This window comes from Clostridium intestinale (genome assembly GCF_035905475.1).
Lineage (GTDB): Bacteria > Bacillota > Clostridia > Clostridiales > Clostridiaceae > Clostridium_T > Clostridium_T intestinale.
Genome location: NZ_CP121166.1, coordinates 685,920 through 705,374, shown reverse-complemented (window position 1 = coordinate 705,374; position 19,455 = coordinate 685,920). Strand labels below are relative to the sequence as shown.

The window sequence follows — 19,455 nt, the reverse complement described above, 5'->3', positions numbered from 1 at the left end:
ATTTTTCCCAATTATTCATATTTTATTACAAAAATAAAAAGATAACTCCTATATATATTTTTAGAAGTTATCTTTAAATACGCTTAATCCCCTACTTACTTGTAATTACTCATAGTCGCTTCTTTTTCTACCAAGTTTCAAGAATATAGAATGGTCTATACTTTCACATGGCAAAACCCTAATATAATGAGATGAATATATATAATCTTCTTCAAGATATGCCTTTATAGTATAGTATCCAGGTGGAATATCATCTATATAGAATTTTCCATTCTTATCAGAGCTAGTTTTATATACTGGAATTTTGGTATCATTACCAAAAAACAACCATATAATCACATTTTCAACTATTTTATTATATTTCTCTATATAAGTTGTTCCTGAGATTTTTGCTGAATAATTAATCTTATTATCTCCAACAACAAATTGTATATTTTGTGAACTAAATTGAACTGGATTTACAGTTTGCTCTTGATCAAGATCTTGGATGTTCTCTTGTGAACTTTTTTGAATATTATTATCTGCTTCTCTATTTTGAGGAACCTTTACCATAGGAACTTTTTCATTTCCTCTATTGCTTGTATACATTTTGCACCTCCTAAAATTAAGGTGTTCTTAGTTTAAAAGTATAGCGGAGAAACTCTCCACTATACTCTGCTATTTTCTAGCACTTCTTTTTGTCTTCTTCTTTTTCGATTTTGATTTCTGCTTCTGCTTTGGCATCACTGTCTGAATAACTTTCTGCATCGTTATCTGCATCATTATCTGCATCGTTCTCAGCTTTTTGTCCCTGATATTGCCTCTGTGAGATATAGTTATAGTTAATTTGTTTGTTGTATTGTTTTTGTTTATGATATTCTTCTTCTATTTCCTTTTCATAATCATAAATTTCGTTCTCAGCAGCTGCTTTAGCTTCTGCCCTAGCCTCTGCTTCAGCTTTTGCAAATGCTAAAGCAAATGCAGCTGAAAAAGCTAATGCAAAATCATTATAATCCCAACTTGATCCATTTTTAGTTCCTAGTGATTCTAGCACTTCTTCTCTAATTTTGTTAAAATCTATATTATTCACAAAATATCACTCCTCTAAAATGATTTAATGTGAGTGCACTCTGTTCATAATACGCGTTTATATTTATAATTGTTCCTAAGAAAATAAATATTTTGACTTATATCAACATTTTTAGACAATTATTTCCAGATGTTTTTATAATTAAGTCCCTATTGTATTTTGATTTACTTATTTAAGTTTAATTTCAGATGGATATTCCCATCTCTCAAGTTCTTCAGGAGCAAAAGCTCTAGGTTCTTTTCCTCCACCTATAACCAAAGCTCTATAATATACCTCAGCTAGCTCTTCTATATAATGAGCTTTTAATAATGCATTTTTCGGTTCACTGTCTACAGCTACTGCACCATGGGCCTCTAAAAGAATGCAATCAGATCTTTTTATAGGTTCTATAACACTGTTTGATAGTTCCCTTGTACCTGGTCTTCCATAAGGTGCAACAGGAATCATGGCATCTTTAAGTCCTAAAGTTGCGCATTCATATATTATTGCAGGTATTGGTTTATTTACTACAGCAAATGAGGTTGCAATACGTGAGTGTGTATGTACAACAGCCCCTACATCTTCTCTTGTTTTGTAAATTTCTAAATGCATTAAAAGTTCGCTTGTAGGCTTCAAATCAGTTACTGCTTCTATAATGTTTGCATCTAAATCTACTACACAAATATCATGATAAGTTAATTCTGCTCTATCTACAGCAGCTGGTGTAACTACAATATATCCTGTTTCTTTATCCCTTATACTAAAATTTCCTGACTTGTGCTTACATAACCCTGATTGATCTGCTTCTTTAGCTATTTTTACAACTTCTTTCTTTAATTCTTCTAACATACTAATTCTCCCCCTATATTTTAATAATTTATGTCAACAATTTAAGACCAGTATACTTTAATATGGTACAGAAATTGTTTACAAACTAATAAAAAGCCACTTATTTGATTAATGGCATAAAAATATCATCCACAATTTCATTCAGTACATTCTCTGTTATTGGTTTATGAGTAGTAAGAATTTCATACCTTACTAAATCTAAAGGCAAGGAAATAATTCTAGAAGTTATTTTTTCTAAATCAACCTCTCCTCTTAATTCAGCATTTTTTAAAATATCTCTCATATAATTTTCAAATCTACCTTCAATTCCGCTCATAATCTGAGGAAATGAATTTATTATATGTTTACTGAAATACTCTACCATAAGACCATGAATAGTTTCTCCCCCTATCATCTGTAGTGGTACTGCAATTCTTTTTAATAGTAGAAATACATCATCTCTTAGATTTCCTGTATTAGGAGTTACTTTTTCAGATCTAGGGATATATTTTTTTAATGTTTCAATGACAAGCCTACTTTTATTTTCCCATCGTCTATATATTACAGCCTTATTAGTTTTTGCTCTTGCTGCAACACCTTCTATGGTTAAGCTTGTATATCCCATCTCTGAAAGTTCATCCCAAGAAGCCTTAAGTATTGCATCAACAAGCTCATCTCCACGCCGCCTTGTTATTATTCTTTTATCTATATCATTTTTATCCATGCCTAAATTACCTCAAAAACTTTTTTATATTGCATTACTTATAAATTTATTATAACATAAAATAAGAAACTAATCGTATCTTATTTTATGAAAGGAAGTTTAATCATGGAAAATAATGCAGAAAAAATTTCATCTCTGGAAAAAGAAAAACTTGATCCTTTATTAGTTAAAATCTCACTAATAATGATATTTGGCTCTTTAGCTCCACTACTTGACTCCACCATGGTAAATATAGCAATTAAAACAATTGCTGTTGATTTAAACAGTACTGTATCAGTTATTCAGTGGGTAACAACTGGATATGTACTTGCTATGGCAGTTGTTGTTCCTATATCAGGATGGGCTATACAAAGATTTAGCGGAAAGTATGTTTATATGTTTTCACTTTTTTTATTTCTAGTTGGTTCTGTTTTATCAGCTGTTTCTTGGAACATAGAAAGCCTTATAGCTTTTAGAATCATTCAAGGAGCTGGAGCTGGTCTATTAATACCAACTCTTCAAACACTTCTTGTACAAGCTTCTGGTGGAAAAAGCCTTGGAAGTTTAATGTCTCTAGTTGGTATTCCAGCAGTTCTTGGTCCTATACTTGGTCCTATGCTTGGAGGAATAATTGTAGATAGTTTAAACTGGAGATGGATTTTCTATGTTAATATCCCTATAACCGTTATCGCACTTTTTCTATCATGGTTTGGATTACCTAAAGATAAAAGCAAAGAATTAAAACAAAGGCTAGATGTTATAGGTATTTCTCTATTATCTTCTGGCTTTGCTGTACTTATTTACGGAATATCAAAGGTAAGTTCTAATGGAGGATTTAATAATAAAGAAGTTATCATCCCCTCTATGATTGGCTTAATTCTCCTTGTTATATTTACAGTGTATTCACTAAATAAAGAAAACACTGTAATAGATATTCGTCTATTTAAAATAGTTAACTTTTCTGCCTCCTCCTTTTTGTTATTCTTATCAGGAATAGCTGTAAATGGAGCAATGCTGCTTTTACCTTTATATTATCAGCAAGTTCGAGGGCAAAGTGTTTTTTTAACTGGAGTAGCTCTTATCCCTCAAGGGGTAGGTATGCTATTAACTCGAAGTCAAGTTGGTAAATTAACTGATAAAATAGGCTCTAGGGTAATAGTACTTGTTAGCTTAGTTGTAACTATATTAGGGACTGTGCCTTTTGCTTTTGCTAATCAAGATACAAAAAGTTTTACTTTATTCCTTGCCTTGCTTATACGCGGTGCTGGTTTAGGAGGCGTAACAATACCTATATTGGCTTCTGCTTATGAAGGGGTAGATAGAAGTAAAATCCCCGATGCTAGTATTGCTACAAGAATACTTCAAACAATAGGAGGAGCCTTTGGTTCAGCTGTTCTTGCAACAATTGTTCAACATCAAATTTTAGTGAATAATGCGACAAGTATTCAAGGTTTATTAGATGCCTATCACGTAGCATTTTTATGGTCTGTAGGTTTTGCAATTATTGCATTATTCCCAGCACTTTTATTACCTGTTCATAAAACTGAGTAACAAAAAAAGATTAGGCCCATCATTATTATGTGACCTAATCTTTTTCATTTGATGTACCATCAATTATCATCTTTAAAATCATCAAATTGTATTGAATAAATATCTGAAAACTCAATTTCTATCTTATGAATTGTGTTGCTTTCACTATTTAAAACCTCTTGTTTATTTTTAATATAATCTTTGGGAGCATTAACTATTGGTAATTCTATTATAAATTCTGTACCATCATCTAACTGACTTTTTACATTTATATTTCCGCCATGGGCTTCAACTAATGATTTTACTATTGATAACCCTAATCCACTACCCTCATGATTTCTATTTAAAGATGTATCTACTTGTCTAAATCTATCAAATATCTCTTCTAGCTTATCTTTTGGTATACCTATACCTGTATCTCTTATTGATACTATTATCTTGTTTTCATGGTCCTCAACATTTATATATATGTACCCACCCTCATCAGTAAACTTAAGAGCATTAGATATGATATTTAATATTATTCTCTCTATCATATATGGGTCACAGAAAGTTTCTTTTTCCTCTATATCAGTATCAAAAATAATCTTTATTCCTTTTTGTTCTGCATATCTAACAACAGATAAACTTATATCTTCTATTACACCTATTATATTTGTACTCCTACAAGACATTTTTATATATCCATTTTCAAATCTTGTTGCATCAATCATATTATCTACTAGTTTCATAAGCCTAAAACTATTTTGCTTTATTCCTATCATATATTTTATAGTTTTTTCTTTAAACTTATTTAAATCCTTTGAGTTCTTGATACTATCTATTAGCTGGGTACTTGAATATATAACATTTATAGGTGTTTTAAGTTCATGGGACAGATTAGCAAAAAACTGCCCTTTCATATTGTCATACTCTTGTATGCTTTGTGCCATGTGATCAAAAGCTTCAGCCATAGATGAAATCTCATCTTCACCCTTAATATTAGTTCTAACACTATAATCACCATTTTTTAATTCATCTGTTTTTCTCTTTAACAACATTAAAGGATCAACAATTCTTTTGCCAAATATATAAGAAGCTATTAGTGCTGTTATTATTATAATTATAAGAGTAATTATAGATTCTATAACTTGTATATAGGCGTCTTTCAAAACTACACTACGTTTTGAATTTATCATAATATCCCATCCAAATTCTTTAATAGGATAATCTATGCCCATTCTATAACTACCATCAAAAGAAGATTTCCGTTTGTAAATTCTTACTTCCTCTCCCTTTAGTGCCTCCCATGTAGGAGCATCCTTTGGACTTAATCTTTCCTCAAAGGACATATTTAAATTTGCACTATAATACACTCTATAGCCATTTCCATCAATTAATGAAAAAATATCACCCTCATTTTTCTTAAAATCAGGCATTTTTGATACAAATTTATTAACATCTATAACACCTGCTACTACCCCCATAAGTTGTCCATCCTTTTTAACTGCTCTAGATACAGGAAATACAACTGATCCACCATTATATTCTTTAACAAGATTAGTTAAAACTTTATCTTCTCCAGCTTTTATTCTTTCATAGTGATCTTGATTAACTACTGATTTTCCGACAAGCTCTTTAGTAGTACTTGCAATTATAACCCCATTAGTATTTATAAAAGACAATCTTTCCATAGTAGTTTCATCAGTATCTAATACTTTATCTAAATATGCTTGAATATCATCTATTTTATCTTCATATTCAACTATATGTTTACTTATAATCAATTCTTGAAACCATAATTCTTCTATATAATTAACAAATGATTTAGATATCGATCTGCCTAACTCTTCACTTTCTTCAAATTTCTGCTCTATGCTTCTATTGAAGTTATTTTTTATTCCTATAGTTTGAAGAATGGTGAAGGGTATTAAGGGTATTAATGTTAATATCATAAGTTTAAATCTTATAGACATTTTCTTCATACTACTTTTCCTACCTCTCTCACGAAATGGAATTATTACTATAAATCGCCTTATAATCTTTTTAATTATAACATCTTTAATACCCTTTTAATACCTTACCTCTTATTATTAATTTTCATAAATGGAGTAAGTAACCCTAACAAATCCATACTTTTATCATTGCTAAACATTTTATCTATAGCTTTATCTAATAACTTGCTGTCTATAGATCTAATTATGTTGTCAAGCTTATTATCATCTAGTTTCTCTAAGCTTTTTCTTAAAACCAATGAGCTGTTATAGTTGTCAAATAATGGTTTTGTGAGTTTTTCATAATCACCTAAGCCACATATATCATAGGCAGCATATATACCTGTTAAAATTGATACAAATTGACCAAACCCGAATCCAGGAGATATAGCTCCAAAACAATTCCCTACAAAATAAGTATTTTCTATACATGGTTTATTACATATTCCCATAATATAATTATTAACCTCAAAGCTATCAGTTATCTTAAAATTCTGTTGCAAACCCTTACAAGCTAAGCCATAAAACTTTTCCCACGTATCTTTAATAGATAATTTTATGTTAGTGGGATACTCAGGAAAAGCAATCACTAGATTTCCTTCTTTTTCATTAAAAGGTATAAGCCATGCGTATCCCTTAGGTATAATTTCATAGTTAAACCATACATTACAACTATCTTTTTGAAAATCACCTTCTACTATTGCACCTTTGATAGTACAGGTAAGATCTGCTCTATAGTTTCCAATACTTGATGCATAAGCTCCATCTCCTGTTGCTAAAACTACATAATCAAAAGTTCTACAAAGGTCTTCATAGCTTTCCTTGGAATTAAAATTTATTTTACTTTTTATTTGTTTTTCTAACTGATGCTCATAAGAATCATCATGTCTTCCTCTAATATTTGTATATCCTATATTTCCATTTATACTTGACACTTCGGTTTTTGAGTGAATAAACAACTTATTAACCTCATCTATAGGCCTTAAATGAATTCCATAATCTTCATCTATTAACTTTAAACAATCTTTAGCTGGTCTATTTAAAATACTAAACATTGCCTCAGCATTAATAAATCGGTCTCCAACTCTAGACCTTTTCTCAAAGATCACTGGCTCTATTCCATTTTTCTCTAAAGTTATAGCACAAGATAAACCTGATATTCCAGCTCCCATAATTGCTACTTTCATAAAAAACACCTCTCATGTATACTGTGTATTTTTTAATACCACTATACATGGGAGGTGTTTGATATATATTAAATATTTTGTTATCAATAACACTATACTTTCTTGAAATCCATTCTAATGAAACTTTTATTATTAGGAAGATTGTAGCTTTTAATCTTAATACAATTAAAACCTATCTTAGCAAACAAATTTTTAAGTTTATTATCATTTATGTCATGATTTATTGATGTTATAGGTGTAAAATGTGAAGAATATTCTGAGTCGCTTACAAAAGAATTTTTCTCATTATCTTGAATGACACAAGATATCAATTTTATATTTTCCTTATTTCTCTCAACAATAGCTACAAACTGTTCTTCCCCAATATATTCAATAATAAGATTACACACAATCAAATCTGTTTTTGGAAAACTAAATTCCTTGTCATTTATGTCTCTACAAATAGTTTCCAGTATCTCTCCCATATAATCATATCTTTCTCTACAAACATTAAGATATTCTCTATTAACATCTATGGCGAAAACTTTTCTGACATTGGAAATATCTATATTATTAAGTCCATTTCCCCCTGCTACTCCAAGAACTCCAACATTTTCATGTTTATTATCTTGAAACTGTTCTTTCATAATTTCATTTAATTTTTGCAGTTGATATACATTGTCATGAGACATATGCTTTTCATAAACTTCTAAATCTATTTTTTCCCAAGGATTTTTCAATTATCTTTCTCCTTAATCTAAATATCTATGATTACTTTATCTCTCTTTATTATCTCTCTCTTGTCTTCACCTGATGGTACCATTCTAAACACAGTAAACTCAGCCCATTCATCAGTATGATTTTCAATAGTATGAATAGATTTTTTTACCCTTACTATATTATCTTTAAATACAGTTGTTGTCTCTATTGACTCATTTTCTTTCCATCTAACTATAAGTTCCCCCTTAGTTACAACTAATACTTCCTCTATGGTCTTATGTTTATGCCATTCTTGTTTTGTATTTGGAGGAATTTTATTTAAGTGAATCTCAAATTCATCAAAAATAAAATAGTCTACATTAGTTTTATTTTCTTTAGTTACTGAAATTCCATCTAACTTTGTAAAAATATCTAACTCCATACTAAACTCCTTTTATTCCCTAAAGGTTATTCAACATTCAGTTTTAAACTATATTCTCGTTAGTTCTATTGTAGGGATAATTAATAATACAAGTAGCTATTATAGACAATATTAATGTAGGTAATGTATTAAAAGAAGCAGTTCTCACATAATACTCTTTAAGCTTCCCCCAAATAGTGATATCTTCTACCCACTTTATACCTACAAACATACTATTTGCAGCATATCCTACTATCAAATAAGAAACTATAAATGAAATAATAAAAGTGATAATAACTTTTTTTGCTTTAATCATAATTAACCTCCTAATTATTTTGATAGGTAGTTACGTCTCCCAGTAATATAAGCTTGTCATCATCTAAAATAATTCCACCTTGTTCTTTTATAGCATAAACTGTATCAGTCTTTTCTTTTAAAACCTTCTTTATGCAACTATATTGAACTTCTGTATCTTCATAATGCACCTCAATATAAAAATTACTCTTTATTAAACCTAATCCAGATTGATAACTAAATTCTGAATAATCTTCATCAGGTGATATATGATAATCCTTTAGCTGCATTAAAGCGCCTGCACTTGCACCCATTACTATTTTAGCTTTAGAAATATAATTAAGTAGTCCTTTATCTAATACACGCTCAACAGCTCTATCAGGCAGCCCTCCTGTAAAAAATACAACATCACTCTCATCAATAGCTTTTTTCATATCCTCTTTTTTATCTTTAAAAAAATTAATCCATGTAATGTTATCTTCACTTACTCCAATCTCTCCAAATGGTTTAATTAGTTCTCTATAATACTTACCATACTCTCTACTATAAGCATTGTCCCATTCGTTAGAATTATTTATCCACGCTTCACTAAATGCAAAAGGAATAACTACAATTTTATCTTCTGAGCTTATGTACTTTTTAATCGTTTCTTTTGCCCATTCTTCCCCAAAATTATAGCCACTTAATAATATATTTATCACTATATATCATCTCCTTATTTTTGCATATTTTTTATCCTATAAATATTATACACAATTTACCTGTTAATTTTAAGCAATAAAACAGTAATTATCCATAAAACTTTCCTTTAAATTATTTATTGCTTTAAAAGGTATATTTAACTATTCATTTAATCACACTAAGCTTGAAAGGAGTGCACTCATATGAAAAAATTTATCTATTCATTTTTAATAACCTTATTTATATTTGTAAATTTAAACTTTATTATATCTAACGCCTCTCCTAATACATTTAAAGAAGGGGTTTATAAGTTATCTGACTTTAATCCAGCTCCTGATAATAAGTACTTTATTCAAAACATTTCAAACGAAAATATCTACGTTATAGTTTTTAATGAAAATCAAGTTGGAATTCAGGCTTTTCAGCTACCTCCAAGGTCAGATAAGTATAATTTAGCTCCATTAAAAGCTGATTATAGGCTTGTCATTGTAGGTAATGGTGAAGTATACCTATCTTAAAAGGCACCTAGATTACGTGTCTTTTAAGATATCTGAAATTAAAAAACACCATTACTTTAGTAATAGTGTTTAAATCAATAATTATTAAATAACTCTTGAAGCTTACTAATATATTCTTTATCTTCAAAATTATCTGATATCTTAAACATTAATTTAGATACCTCTACATTCTTAAATATTTCTTTAAACCTATCTTTGTCATTAATCATATATCTTTTTATATAACTTACAGTTATTCTTCACTTATCTTTTTCTCTAGTTTACGACTTATTATAATATCTACAAGCCCAGTTACACAAAAAACTAGAATAATTAACTGAAAATCAATATTAACTACTAATGAATTTAATCCTATTACTATAATTATCATACTCTCAACTACAGACAATCCTATTCTAAATTTTTCTCTCTCACCTAACTTAACAGTACCTTTATTATATTCATTTCTCTTTTTGTAGGTATTAAAACTAATAATAAGAAGTACTACACCTACACATATAAAAAACAAACTACCAAGTAATCTCATTAGAATCACCTCCTGAAACTTAACTGTTTTATATAATTGGCATCTTCTAATAAATCTAAATATTAGAATAACCAATAAAGCTTATCTTCTGATAAAGTAAATCCAAGCTTCTTTTGTAGTGCTATGGATTTATCATTATCTATCTCTATATGTCCAAAAGGTACCCTACCTTGTTCAAGCATATGATTTACCATGTAGCATTCAAGTGTTTCCCCGTAGCCAAGCCTTCTATAAGCTGGAAAAACCTCTAAAAGTCCTATACTGCCTTCTAGATGATTACCTATAAATCCTACAAGCTTATCTTCTTTATAACCTCCAAATAAACTTTCAGTATTTAATAAAATATCTATTTCTTCTTCAGATAGTTTATTATAATTCTCTAAAATAACTTCTTTTTGATTTATATTTAAAGGTCTTATTTCAAGTTCAGATTTCACTTTAAGTTTATTTTTGCCCATGTAGGAAGCTTGAAAACATTCAAGCTTATGCGCTAAGTTAAACTTTTTAATAATATAATCTGTCATAAATTCTTGATGAACTAAAAATAGATTACCTTCATTTAACTCATCTATTAAACTTTTTCCTTTATAGAAACTCTCAACTGAAAGCATATATGCTCCGCTTATCTTTTCTTTTAATAACACTCCATCATCCTCAGAATATAATATTTCTGCTGAATTTCTATTAATTACTTCAAGCATTCCTATATGTAATAGTCGATTTTCCATTAAGTATTTAATCATTTTTTAATCCTCTTTTATAAAGTAAACTCTTCTATATCTATAATATCTTGTCCCTCAAAGGTGAGACAAACTATAAGAGGCATTATATCTCTTATTCTTTCAAACTCGTAGTATCCAAAATCTTTTTTAAAGTAGTTTATTACAGTACTTAATGCAGTTCCGTGGGACCCTACCACAATATTTCCTTCTTGATTTTCTTTTAATATGTTTATAAGAGCTTTTATATTTCTTATTTGAGTTTCTCCTAAACTTTCGCCATTATAAAGTTTATAATTAAAGTCCTTCCATTGATTTTTAGAAAAACTTACAAAATCATCAATCCACATACTATCTATTTTTCGCTCTCTAAAATCATCTATAACATTAATATCTAATTTGAATTTTTCTGAAAAGTCCTTTATTGTATCTATTGCTCTTTTGTATGGACTTGAATATATTTTTGTTATATTCTTATCCATCAAAAACTCAGTTACCTTTTTAGAATCATTAATTCCCTCTTTCGTAAGTGGTCTTATTAAATCATCTTTAACTGAAAAATCTGGTTTAGCATGTCTCACAAAATAAACCTTATTCATATTTCCTCCCATAATCTATAACTCTTTTCCCATCATAACCATTCTACTTAAGTCCCTTTAACTCTAATTTCAGATTATCAAAATAAGCTTCCATAATTTTAATTCTTTCTTTTCCTATTTCTATAGCTTTATCTGTAAATAGTTTGTTTGGAATCTTTTTAAGCTTTACTTCATATTCAATTAGTGGAGAATGTTTAGACATGTCCTTCACTCTTCCATTTTCAGCTGTATTTTCCTTTAAATAATCATCAATTGAACTATCAAATGCTAACCTTTGTCCAAATTGTCCTGATAACATAAAACTTCTAGCTATTCCAGTAGCTCCTATTGCATCTAATTTATCTGAATCAAATAGAATTTTAGCTTCTATAGTTTCTGGTACATTACCTGTCCTAAATCTATGGGTCTTAATACAATGTTTTATTTTTTGAATTTTTTCTTCATCATAACCTAATTGTTTTAATATTTCTTCTGCTTGTTCACTACCTAAAACTGCATGATCTACTGTTCCTGTTTTATCATTGCTTTCTTCTACTCTAGCAATATCATGTAACAATGCCGATGGAATCAAAATATCTAAATCAACATTTTCCTCATGTTTAGCTATAAGTAAACAAAGGTTATAAACCCTAAATACGTGATCTAAGTTATGTGCTGAACAAGTTAATTTATCTTTAACTATCTCTATAATCTTTTTGTGTTTTTGTTCTGTGTTCATCTTTTTTCTCCTTTTTAAATAGTATAATGAAAGTTATGTCTTAACGTTTTATTTCTATTAATTCATAACAAACTACTTCTCCATTAATTAACCATACTTATTTAAATCAATTATAACATATTATCCCAACACAAAGTATTAATGCCTAAATAGCCATATGTTATTTATCTTCAGTAATGATAAAAATAAAATCATTAAAACAGTTCCTATTGATGCAATTATATTTATAAATCTTTCAACTTTAACACCATTTTTAAATAGTTTTTCAATGATTTTATATATGATTAATCCAATTATTCCGCCTAGAGTATTATTAATTATATCTGTAATGTCAGAAGCCCCTATATTCAAAATATATTGGGATATTTCACATACTAAGCTAATTAAGAAAAACAAGATAATTCTTCTCCAAATACCCCATCTTTTAAATAAAATTCCCGCATATACTCCAAGTGGTATAAAAATTACTACATTCATAATCATTTCACCAAAGGCAAGTCTACCATTTAAGATTAGAGGTTCACTGAATGGAATTAAATTTATACTTCTCATATTTCTCAAAGAAGGTAAGTGTATATTAAATTTAAATACTATAATCCAAAATAATGCAATTAAATAAATTATAAACAATATCTTAGTTAACTTTATACCAGCTTTTCTATTACTAATTTCCATTATTTTCCCTCCTAAATATTTAACTGTCTGTTGATAATCTTATCAGTAAATTCTTAAGAGGCTTCTAAATAAATCTTAAAAAACATAAAGAAATTATTAATAAAAGATGATGACTAATAAATTAATAGCAAAAAAAACGCAAACAGTATTAAACTATTTGCGGTTTATTTTATGGCATTTTCCCTAGGTTCATAGGTTTTAATGCCTCTTCTATTTCTTCTATTGACTTTCCTATACTACTTTCTACAGCTGAAGTTACAGCTCCTTCAACTATTGGGCAATCTACTATTTTTATTTTCTTTGCTTTTTCTTCATCCATCATCTCGATTGCCATTTCTGCATTCATAAAGGCACTTCCCAAATCAAATATGAGAACTACTCCATCTTCTGAGTAAACACTTTCTATTGCATTCATTATTTTCATAAAATCTGTGCCTATTCTTCCATCAGAGGTTCCTCCAGATGCAGCTATAGGAACTTCTGGTGCCATTTGCTGAGCTAGTTCTTTTACGCCTTCTGCTATGTTTTTACTGTGTGAAGTTATTACTATTCCTACCATGACTACTCTCCTTATTATTCAATAGCTTCATATATTGTTTTTAGTATTATTGCAGATGAAGTTGCTCCTGCATCTTGATGTCCTATACTTCTTTCACCTAAATAGCTTGCCCTTCCTTTTGTAGCTATTATAGTTTTAGTATATTCTACTCCATTATAAGCAGCTTCTTTAGCAAGTTTTAATATTTCTTTAGATTCTAATCCTTGCTCTATTCCTTTATTTATAGCTTCTAGTGCCGGTTCTAGAGCATCTATCATTGTCTTTTCCCCTTCCGTAGCCTTACCTCTCATCTTAATTCCGTCAAGAGCATCTTTAAGCATGTTTGAAAAATCTTTGATATCTATTTCTGTTTTTCCATTTACACTCATGGATGATTTCATAAAAGCTGTTCCATATAAAGGGCCCGATGCACCTCCAACAGTGGATACTAAAGCCATTCCTGTTTTCTTTAGAATTCCTGCTATATCTACGCCATTATCCTCCTTTAACTTTTCAGTTACAGCCTTGAAGCCCTTGCTCATGTTTATACCATGATCCCCATCCCCTATGGTTGCATCTAGTTCTGAAAGATACCCTTTATTTTCATCTATTTTTACTGCTATTTGTGTTAATATTTCTATAACTTTTTTGCCGTTTATACTCATGTTATCTCCCCCATAGATTGTATTGTAATTAAAGTACCCTTAAAGCTGGAGTATCAGCAGGTGCATCTAATAATTCTTTTAGTTCATCATCAAGTTTTAATATGGTTACAGAGAATCCTGCCATTTCAAGAGATGTCATAAATTCACCTACAAATGTTTTATGAATCTTGATTCCTTTTTCAGTTAGCATTTCATTAACCTTCTTATTTACTATATAAAGTTCCATAAGAGGAGTTGAACATAGTCCATTTACCATTACTGCAACTTCTGTACCATCTTCTAGGTGCATGTCATCTAAAATCTTATTAACTAGATGTTCTGTGATTTCATCTGATGTTTTTATTTCTTCTCTATGAGTGCCTGGTTCTCCATGAATACCCATACCTATTTCTATTTCATTTTCAGCTAAAGTAAAGTTTGGTTTTCCTGCTGCTGGAACTATACAAGAGGATATAGACATACCCATACTTCTTACATTATCAATTACCTTTTCAGCAACTCTTGTAACTTCTTCTAAGCTTGCTCCAGTTTCAGCCTTTGCTCCTGCTAATTTGTGTATAAATACTGTACCTGCAATTCCTCTTCTTCCTGCTGTGTAAGTACTATTCTCTACTGCAACGTCATCATTTACAACTACAGTGCTTACTTGTATTCCTTCCATCTCAGCCATATCTTTTGCCATTTCAAAATTCATTACATCTCCAGTGTAGTTTTTGATAACTAGAAGCACACCATTTCCTGAATCAACAGCTTTTATAGCTTCATATACTTGGTCTGGAGTTGGTGATGTAAATACTGCTCCTGCAACTGCTCCATCAAGCATTCCTTTTCCAACATATCCACCATGAGATGGTTCATGTCCACTTCCTCCACCGCTAACTAAAGCTACCTTTCCTTGAACTGGTGAATTTGCTCTTACTAGCACTGTTGCATTCTCTAGCTTTCTCACATAATCCGGATGAGCAGCTATCATTCCTGCTAACATATCCTCAACTACTAATTCTGGATTATTTATTATCTTTTTCATAAACCTCTTCCTCCCTTAAATATATAAATTAATTGCCCCAATAATATATATAGCAAAACTCAAGCCAATAATAACCAATCATTGTTAATCTTCATTATTCAGTAAATGTTTACAAATATGTTTAAGTTATAGTTGGGAATAAATATCAAGTTGTTCCTTTTTACCCTGATACTTATTCCCAACTTATCTTTTTTTCTATTCCATATTGCCTTGCTTTAGCAGCTACTGTTTTATGAGTTAATCCTAACACCTTTCCTGCTGCATTGTAACTACCGTACCTTTTTAGAGCTTTTTCAATTATGATTTTTTCATATTCTTTTAAAGGAAGTATATCATCTTCAATTATTGATGTTACATGGGCCTTTTCATGTTTCATGGGCCTCTCTTGTCTCATGTAGGAAGGTAAATCATCAAGGTCTATCACCTGATTTTCATTTAAAGCAACTAATCTTTCAACTAGATTCTCTAACTCTCTTACATTTCCTGGCCAAGAATAATTAAGTAGGGCCTCCATAGCATCATTTTTGACTAAACTTATACTTTTGCCTATGTTCTTACTTATCTTATTTATAAAATGCTCAAGTAATGGTGCTATGTCTTGTCTTCTTTCTCTAAGTGGAGGTAAAAAGATAGGTATAACATTAAGTCTATAGTATAAATCTTCTCTAAATTCCATTGTCCTTACCATCTCTTCTAGGTTTCTATGTGTTGCACCTATTATTCTTACATTAACCTTGATGGTTTCTTCTCCTCCAACTCTTTGGAACTCTTTTTCTTGAATTACTCTTAGAATCTTTGCCTGCATGCTCTTATCCATTTCCCCAATTTCATCTAAAAATATGGTTCCATTTTGGGCTAGTTCAAACTTTCCAAGCTTTCTTTTGATGGCACCAGTGAAGGACCCTTTTTCATGTCCAAAAAGTTCACTTTCTAATAAATTCTGAGGAATTGCAGCACAGTTGACCCTTACAAAAGGCCCTTTAGAATTTTTACTTCCATAATGAATTCCTTCTGCAATAAGTTCCTTACCAGTTCCACTTTCACCTCTTATCAAAACTGTAGTGTTAGTCTTTGCAGCCTTTGAAGCTGTAGCTAATGCATCTAGTACCTTTCCACTGTAACCTATATATTTTGAAAAAGCTAAGTCTGGTTTCTTAGTTCTAAATAACTCTTCTTCTAAATACTCAGCCTTTGCAGATGCCTTCTTTAACTTCTCTGATAACTGCTTAACTTCTGTGATGTTTTTGATTACAGAAACAACACCTGTTATCTCACCATCAACTATTATTGGATTAACATTACAAACAATAGTGACATCATTTTCTTTATAACTTAATGCACCTACTACACTTTTCCCTGTCTCTAAAACCCTTCTCCTTACTCCATCTGGAGAGATATCTCTGATGTTTTTATTAAGTATGTTTTCCTCTTTTTCGCTTAAAATTCTTAGATAGGCCCTATTCACATAGGTGATGACCCCATCTGAACTCATAACACATATTCCATCTTGTACAGTTTCTAATATAAGCTGCAATCTTTCTTTAAGTTCTTTAACTGTTTTTAATTCATTTTTTACTTTTTCTAAATTTGATATATCACTAAAGACAGCTAATGCACCTTTTGATATCTTATCTATCATTATTGGCGTTCTATTTATAAGAAGTATCCTGTCATTTATAACTTCCCTTACCATAAGCTCTGATTTTCCAGATTTGTTTATCTCCTTAAGCTTACTTTGATATATAACCTTATCTACATCTTTGCCAATTACTTCTCCTGAAGATAAATTAAGTATCCTTTCTGCCTCCTCATTAAATATAGTTATTATGTCGTTCTCATCTGTTGCAATAATTCCATTAGGAATGTTGCTGAACACTTGCTCTAAAGTCATTGTATTGTTATTTATAATGGTATCCACCTGATTTATTGTACTCTTGTCCTCTAAATCAAAATCACTTTCTAAAAAACTACATATCTTATCTAGGGCCTCTTGTGGGGCCTCCCCTTGTGCTTCTACAATTATCTTTTCATTTTGCTTTACCTTAAGTAAAACAAGTGGCATAAGGCTTGCCGCTGATACCTTCTTTTTTCCCTTATACTTTATAAAAATCTCTACCTTATATTTCTTTTGTAGTTCACTGACTTTGTAAACTACCATGGCTAAGACTCTTGCATGAAGTCCTTTTTCATGTTTTACTTCTATTTCTTTGTAGGCTATCAAGTTTTTTAGCTCCTTTCTGTAAAATGTAAATTGAACTTATATTAACTTGTTTCATTTCAGTTGTTCTATCAAATATCAACATTTCCATCACGTACTATCATAAGCTTATCTTCATGTCCATGAAGTCTGTCCATCAGATCTTCTTTAGATTTCTCGAAATCATTACTCCAACCGTACATGGAAAAGAGCATTTTGATGGTTGGCTTGTACTGACATTCTTCTAACTTCATGTTTTGATAGACCCATCTTTTTAATATCCTGTACTTTCTCTTTAATGGAGGTGTATCAACTAATATGATCTTGTCCGCTTCCTTAAAACCTTTATCAAAATATCTTCTAGCGACCCCTTCAATTATCCACTTTTCAGTATCTAAAATTCTATTAAATTCTTCATCTATTTGTTCTGGAGTTCTTCTAACTTCTCCATCATCTGTTTTCATATGTACAATGTTATCTAATTCGTACCAAGAAACCTCTAACTCTTTTGAAAGTTTCTTTGCTAAAGTTGTCTTTCCGCTGGCTACTGAGCCTATTATATATATTTTCATATCAATTCTCACTTTCCTCAACCTGTATTGAAGCAACATGATTCGTTGCCCATTCACATAAAGTAATCAATATGGGCAATAAACTTTTCCCTTGATCAGTTAAAGAATATTCTACCTTAGGCGGCACTTCGGTATAAACTTTTCGAACTATTAAATTATTTTCCTCTAGGGCTTTAAGCTGTTGAGATAACATCTTATGAGTGATGTTTGGAAGCTTTCGTTTAAGCTCATTAAATCTCATAGTTTCTTTCCCAAGATGCCAAATAATAATAGGCTTCCACTTTCCTCCTATAATATCAAGCGTCAATTCCATAGAACAATTATATTCAATTCCTTTAAATATCATTTTTTACTCCTATATAATTTCTAAGTATACATTTGGTAACTACATTACTTAAAAGTGCGTACTTGTTAATAATATCATCGCCCTATATTATTAGATTTAATGAAGTCCTTCAGACTTCTACAGCAATAAGGTGTATATTTATTATACACAATTTTCCTATTACTTTATATCTATGTTTTTACAAAATTAACTGTAAATCTATGGTTTTACGATGAAAGGATGAATTATGAAAGAAGATTTAGTGAAAAAATTTGTACTTAATAATGGAAATAAAATTGAATATTATGTGAGTAATCAAGTTAATGATAAACCTACTTTGGTTATATCTATGGGAATATGGGAACCCGCTATTAGAGCACTCCCTTTAATATCAAGGCTTACAGGAATACATTGTATTGTTCTTAGCTATCGTGGTCGAGGTGGTAGCAGTACACCAAAATCGGGTTTTGATTGGAAGCATCATGTATCTGATATAAAATGTGTCCTTCAAAAAGAACCTATAAATAAACCTTTGTTTTTAGGGTTTTCTAAAGGCGTATCCTATATGCTTGGATTTTTATCATTAAATATAGAGCTGGCTAAAGGTATTATTATAATTGATTACCCTGCTATTCATTCTAAGTTAGAAAAAGGTGCAGCTAAGTTCTGGAGTAACATGGTCTATAATGGAATTAAATTAGATAATTTTATTAGTAACCAAACACTAAACGGCATAGAGAATGAATCAACCTACAAAGAATTCTACCATGATTTAAATGATATAAATTGCCCTGTATGGTTATTTAGAGGTGTAGATTTAGATTCTAATATTCCATCAAATCTAACTGATGATGATATCCTAAAATACAAAGAAAATGTAAATCAATTAGAGATTATTAATTTCAAATATAGTGGACACATGATTTTAGATGAAGAATTAGGTAAAGCTACAAAGTATATTAAAGGAATATTAGATAAGCTAAATTAAGCTTTGTAAAATATTTGAATAAATTTCCTATCCATCATATAATAT

Annotated in this window: 25 protein-coding genes; 3 read left to right on the top strand and 22 right to left on the bottom strand. The window is 30.1% G+C overall.

From position 1 onward, the window contains the following. Positions 1–105: 105 nt before the first annotated feature. The 4 genes from P8F83_RS03580 to P8F83_RS03565 all read right to left on the bottom strand — a co-directional run bounded on the left by P8F83_RS03580 (position 106) and on the right by P8F83_RS03565 (position 2,600). Positions 106–588, bottom strand: coding sequence for a peptidase associated/transthyretin-like domain-containing protein (locus tag P8F83_RS03580; RefSeq protein ID WP_326513499.1), 483 nt, complete (start codon positions 586–588; stop codon positions 106–108). A 76-nt stretch (positions 589–664) separates the two neighbouring features. Then, positions 665–1,069, bottom strand: a complete 405-nt coding sequence (locus P8F83_RS03575; RefSeq protein WP_326513498.1) for a hypothetical protein — start codon at positions 1,067–1,069, stop codon at positions 665–667. Positions 1,070–1,237: 168 nt separating this feature from the next. Continuing rightward, complete coding sequence (locus P8F83_RS03570; RefSeq protein WP_326513497.1) at positions 1,238–1,897, bottom strand: class II aldolase/adducin family protein; 660 nt, start codon at positions 1,895–1,897, stop codon at positions 1,238–1,240. 100 nt (positions 1,898–1,997) lie between these two features. Continuing rightward, on the bottom strand, positions 1,998–2,600 hold the full coding sequence (locus P8F83_RS03565; RefSeq protein ID WP_326513496.1) for a TetR/AcrR family transcriptional regulator: 603 nt from the start codon (positions 2,598–2,600) through the stop codon (positions 1,998–2,000). 105 nt (positions 2,601–2,705) lie between these two features. Between P8F83_RS03565 and P8F83_RS03560 the strand changes: the two genes are divergently transcribed. Continuing rightward, positions 2,706–4,130 (top strand): DHA2 family efflux MFS transporter permease subunit, encoded by a 1,425-nt coding sequence (locus P8F83_RS03560; RefSeq protein WP_326513495.1) that lies wholly within the window; start codon positions 2,706–2,708, stop codon positions 4,128–4,130. A 59-nt stretch (positions 4,131–4,189) separates the two neighbouring features. On the opposite strand, the gene P8F83_RS03555 is transcribed toward P8F83_RS03560, so the two are convergent. The 6 genes from P8F83_RS03555 to P8F83_RS03530 all read right to left on the bottom strand — a co-directional run bounded on the left by P8F83_RS03555 (position 4,190) and on the right by P8F83_RS03530 (position 9,363). Continuing rightward, entirely contained in the window at positions 4,190–6,073 is a 1,884-nt protein-coding gene (locus P8F83_RS03555) for a sensor histidine kinase (RefSeq protein ID WP_326513494.1), read from the bottom strand. Between the two features lie 95 nt (positions 6,074–6,168). Next, on the bottom strand, positions 6,169–7,269 hold the full coding sequence (locus P8F83_RS03550; RefSeq protein WP_326513493.1) for an NAD(P)/FAD-dependent oxidoreductase: 1,101 nt from the start codon (positions 7,267–7,269) through the stop codon (positions 6,169–6,171). 92 nt (positions 7,270–7,361) lie between these two features. Next, entirely contained in the window at positions 7,362–7,988 is a 627-nt protein-coding gene (locus P8F83_RS03545; protein WP_326513492.1) for a class I SAM-dependent methyltransferase, read from the bottom strand. Between the two features lie 17 nt (positions 7,989–8,005). Beyond that, complete coding sequence (locus P8F83_RS03540) at positions 8,006–8,389, bottom strand: cupin domain-containing protein (RefSeq protein ID WP_326513491.1); 384 nt, start codon at positions 8,387–8,389, stop codon at positions 8,006–8,008. A 43-nt stretch (positions 8,390–8,432) separates the two neighbouring features. Continuing rightward, positions 8,433–8,684: a hypothetical protein gene (locus P8F83_RS03535; RefSeq protein ID WP_326513490.1), complete on the bottom strand. Its 252-nt coding sequence runs from the start codon at positions 8,682–8,684 to the stop codon at positions 8,433–8,435. Positions 8,685–8,694: 10 nt separating this feature from the next. Beyond that, entirely contained in the window at positions 8,695–9,363 is a 669-nt protein-coding gene (locus tag P8F83_RS03530; RefSeq protein ID WP_326513489.1) for a Type 1 glutamine amidotransferase-like domain-containing protein, read from the bottom strand. Positions 9,364–9,546: 183 nt separating this feature from the next. Between P8F83_RS03530 and P8F83_RS03525 the strand changes: the two genes are divergently transcribed. Further along, a complete protein-coding gene (locus tag P8F83_RS03525; RefSeq protein WP_326513488.1) occupies positions 9,547–9,861 on the top strand; it encodes a hypothetical protein in 315 nt (104 codons plus the stop codon). A 74-nt stretch (positions 9,862–9,935) separates the two neighbouring features. Here P8F83_RS03525 and P8F83_RS03520 read toward each other — a convergent pair whose 3' ends face one another. From P8F83_RS03520 to P8F83_RS03465, 12 genes are all read right to left on the bottom strand, one after another. Continuing rightward, positions 9,936–10,070 carry a hypothetical protein gene (locus tag P8F83_RS03520; RefSeq protein WP_326513487.1) on the bottom strand — a complete coding sequence of 45 codons (135 nt, stop codon included), beginning with the start codon at positions 10,068–10,070 and terminating at the stop codon, positions 9,936–9,938. A gap of 23 nt (positions 10,071–10,093) precedes the next feature. Then, positions 10,094–10,387, bottom strand: coding sequence for a hypothetical protein (locus tag P8F83_RS03515; protein WP_326513486.1), 294 nt, complete (start codon positions 10,385–10,387; stop codon positions 10,094–10,096). A gap of 62 nt (positions 10,388–10,449) precedes the next feature. After that, positions 10,450–11,130, bottom strand: coding sequence for a GNAT family N-acetyltransferase (locus P8F83_RS03510; protein WP_326513485.1), 681 nt, complete (start codon positions 11,128–11,130; stop codon positions 10,450–10,452). 14 nt (positions 11,131–11,144) lie between these two features. Then, the gene (locus P8F83_RS03505) at positions 11,145–11,705 is read right to left on the bottom strand and encodes a histidine phosphatase family protein (protein WP_326513484.1); all 561 of its coding nucleotides are present in this window, start codon (positions 11,703–11,705) and stop codon (positions 11,145–11,147) included. A 43-nt stretch (positions 11,706–11,748) separates the two neighbouring features. Beyond that, on the bottom strand, positions 11,749–12,423 hold the full coding sequence (locus P8F83_RS03500) for an HD domain-containing protein (RefSeq protein ID WP_326513483.1): 675 nt from the start codon (positions 12,421–12,423) through the stop codon (positions 11,749–11,751). A 138-nt stretch (positions 12,424–12,561) separates the two neighbouring features. Continuing rightward, positions 12,562–13,098 (bottom strand): VanZ family protein, encoded by a 537-nt coding sequence (locus tag P8F83_RS03495; RefSeq protein ID WP_326513482.1) that lies wholly within the window; start codon positions 13,096–13,098, stop codon positions 12,562–12,564. Positions 13,099–13,267: 169 nt separating this feature from the next. Then, on the bottom strand, positions 13,268–13,657 hold the full coding sequence (gene dhaM / locus P8F83_RS03490) for a dihydroxyacetone kinase phosphoryl donor subunit DhaM (protein ID WP_326513481.1): 390 nt from the start codon (positions 13,655–13,657) through the stop codon (positions 13,268–13,270). 14 nt (positions 13,658–13,671) lie between these two features. After that, on the bottom strand, positions 13,672–14,301 hold the full coding sequence (gene dhaL, locus P8F83_RS03485; RefSeq protein WP_326513480.1) for a dihydroxyacetone kinase subunit DhaL: 630 nt from the start codon (positions 14,299–14,301) through the stop codon (positions 13,672–13,674). A gap of 28 nt (positions 14,302–14,329) precedes the next feature. Next, the gene (dhaK, locus tag P8F83_RS03480) at positions 14,330–15,328 is read right to left on the bottom strand and encodes a dihydroxyacetone kinase subunit DhaK (RefSeq protein WP_326513479.1); all 999 of its coding nucleotides are present in this window, start codon (positions 15,326–15,328) and stop codon (positions 14,330–14,332) included. 172 nt (positions 15,329–15,500) lie between these two features. Further along, on the bottom strand, positions 15,501–17,549 hold the full coding sequence (locus P8F83_RS03475) for an HPr family phosphocarrier protein (protein ID WP_326513478.1): 2,049 nt from the start codon (positions 17,547–17,549) through the stop codon (positions 15,501–15,503). A 68-nt stretch (positions 17,550–17,617) separates the two neighbouring features. Next, positions 17,618–18,097 (bottom strand): AAA family ATPase, encoded by a 480-nt coding sequence (locus P8F83_RS03470; protein ID WP_326513477.1) that lies wholly within the window; start codon positions 18,095–18,097, stop codon positions 17,618–17,620. Position 18,098: 1 nt separating this feature from the next. Further along, positions 18,099–18,443 (bottom strand): winged helix-turn-helix transcriptional regulator, encoded by a 345-nt coding sequence (locus P8F83_RS03465; RefSeq protein WP_326513476.1) that lies wholly within the window; start codon positions 18,441–18,443, stop codon positions 18,099–18,101. Positions 18,444–18,669: 226 nt separating this feature from the next. Between P8F83_RS03465 and P8F83_RS03460 the strand changes: the two genes are divergently transcribed. Further along, entirely contained in the window at positions 18,670–19,410 is a 741-nt protein-coding gene (locus tag P8F83_RS03460; RefSeq protein WP_326513475.1) for an alpha/beta fold hydrolase, read from the top strand. Positions 19,411–19,455 lie beyond the last annotated feature (45 nt).

What these genes read in the sequence shown, in the direction of transcription:
- P8F83_RS03580 (WP_326513499.1), bottom strand. Translation starts at nt 588, where the DNA reads ATGTATACAAGCAATAGAGGAAATGAAAAAGTTCCTATGGTAAAGGTT.
- P8F83_RS03570 (WP_326513497.1), bottom strand. Translation starts at nt 1,897, where the DNA reads ATGTTAGAAGAATTAAAGAAAGAAGTTGTAAAAATAGCTAAAGAAGCA.
- P8F83_RS03565 (WP_326513496.1), bottom strand. Translation starts at nt 2,600, where the DNA reads ATGGATAAAAATGATATAGATAAAAGAATAATAACAAGGCGGCGTGGA.
- P8F83_RS03560 (WP_326513495.1), top strand. Translation starts at nt 2,706, where the DNA reads ATGGAAAATAATGCAGAAAAAATTTCATCTCTGGAAAAAGAAAAACTT.
- P8F83_RS03555 (WP_326513494.1), bottom strand. Translation starts at nt 6,073, where the DNA reads ATGAAGAAAATGTCTATAAGATTTAAACTTATGATATTAACATTAATA.
- P8F83_RS03550 (WP_326513493.1), bottom strand. Translation starts at nt 7,269, where the DNA reads ATGAAAGTAGCAATTATGGGAGCTGGAATATCAGGTTTATCTTGTGCT.
- P8F83_RS03540 (WP_326513491.1), bottom strand. Translation starts at nt 8,389, where the DNA reads ATGGAGTTAGATATTTTTACAAAGTTAGATGGAATTTCAGTAACTAAA.
- P8F83_RS03535 (WP_326513490.1), bottom strand. Translation starts at nt 8,684, where the DNA reads ATGATTAAAGCAAAAAAAGTTATTATCACTTTTATTATTTCATTTATA.
- P8F83_RS03525 (WP_326513488.1), top strand. Translation starts at nt 9,547, where the DNA reads ATGAAAAAATTTATCTATTCATTTTTAATAACCTTATTTATATTTGTA.
- P8F83_RS03520 (WP_326513487.1), bottom strand. Translation starts at nt 10,070, where the DNA reads ATGATTAATGACAAAGATAGGTTTAAAGAAATATTTAAGAATGTAGAG.
- P8F83_RS03515 (WP_326513486.1), bottom strand. Translation starts at nt 10,387, where the DNA reads ATGAGATTACTTGGTAGTTTGTTTTTTATATGTGTAGGTGTAGTACTT.
- P8F83_RS03510 (WP_326513485.1), bottom strand. Translation starts at nt 11,130, where the DNA reads ATGATTAAATACTTAATGGAAAATCGACTATTACATATAGGAATGCTT.
- P8F83_RS03505 (WP_326513484.1), bottom strand. Translation starts at nt 11,705, where the DNA reads ATGAATAAGGTTTATTTTGTGAGACATGCTAAACCAGATTTTTCAGTT.
- P8F83_RS03500 (WP_326513483.1), bottom strand. Translation starts at nt 12,423, where the DNA reads ATGAACACAGAACAAAAACACAAAAAGATTATAGAGATAGTTAAAGAT.
- P8F83_RS03495 (WP_326513482.1), bottom strand. Translation starts at nt 13,098, where the DNA reads ATGGAAATTAGTAATAGAAAAGCTGGTATAAAGTTAACTAAGATATTG.
- dhaM (WP_326513481.1), bottom strand. Translation starts at nt 13,657, where the DNA reads ATGGTAGGAATAGTAATAACTTCACACAGTAAAAACATAGCAGAAGGC.
- dhaL (WP_326513480.1), bottom strand. Translation starts at nt 14,301, where the DNA reads ATGAGTATAAACGGCAAAAAAGTTATAGAAATATTAACACAAATAGCA.
- dhaK (WP_326513479.1), bottom strand. Translation starts at nt 15,328, where the DNA reads ATGAAAAAGATAATAAATAATCCAGAATTAGTAGTTGAGGATATGTTA.
- P8F83_RS03470 (WP_326513477.1), bottom strand. Translation starts at nt 18,097, where the DNA reads ATGAAAATATATATAATAGGCTCAGTAGCCAGCGGAAAGACAACTTTA.
- P8F83_RS03465 (WP_326513476.1), bottom strand. Translation starts at nt 18,443, where the DNA reads ATGATATTTAAAGGAATTGAATATAATTGTTCTATGGAATTGACGCTT.
- P8F83_RS03460 (WP_326513475.1), top strand. Translation starts at nt 18,670, where the DNA reads ATGAAAGAAGATTTAGTGAAAAAATTTGTACTTAATAATGGAAATAAA.